Below are 652 nucleotides of genomic sequence, written 5' to 3'. Positions count from 1 at the left end.
TGGCGGCTTCCCAGCGCGCGAGCGTCCAGCCCAGCGGCAGGTAGCCGCTGGCGAGGTCGTGCGCGGAGGTCTGGTCGGTCACGAGGTCGGGCTTGATGCCGCCCGCCTTCGCGCGCCTGACCAGTTCCGGCAGCACCTCGGCGGCGTTGCCCAGCAGGCCGATCGACACCGCCTCCTTGCGTTCGGTGTGATGCCGGATGAGCGCCAGCGCCTCGTCGATGTCCTTGGCCTGCTTGTCGAGGTAGCGCGTGCGCAGGCGGAAGTCGATACTGGCCTGCTGGCACTCGATGTTGAGCGAGGCCGCGCCGGCCAGCGTGGCGGCCAGCGGCTGCGCGCCGCCCATGCCGCCGAGGCCGGCGGTGAGGATCCACTTGCCCGAGAGATCGTCGTTGTAGTGCTGGCGKCCGGCYTCSACGAASGTYTCGWASGTGCCYTGCACGATGCCYTGGCTGCCGATGTAGATCCAGCTGCCGGCSGTCATCTGSCCGTACATCATGAGSCCCTTKCGGTCGAGCTCRCTGAAGTGCTCCCASGTCGCCCACTTGGGCACKAGGTTCGARTTSGCGATCAGCACSCGCGGSGCGYYCWCRTGCGTSCKGAACACGCCCACCGGCTTGCCCGAYTGSACCAGCAGSGTCTCGTCGTCCTTCAG

At 68.7% G+C, this 652-nt stretch carries 1 protein-coding gene; it reads right to left on the bottom strand.

The genetic code is table 11. The features are described 5' to 3' along the window. A partial coding sequence (locus tag AC1DTN_RS38095; RefSeq protein ID WP_477925337.1) for a urocanate hydratase family protein occupies positions 1-652 on the bottom strand: 652 nt, incomplete at both ends.

It is taken from the genome of Rhizobium sp. 01T444 (assembly GCF_056398305.1).
Note: the sequence above shows the minus strand (reverse complement) of the source record. Positions and strands in the feature narration are given on the sequence as shown.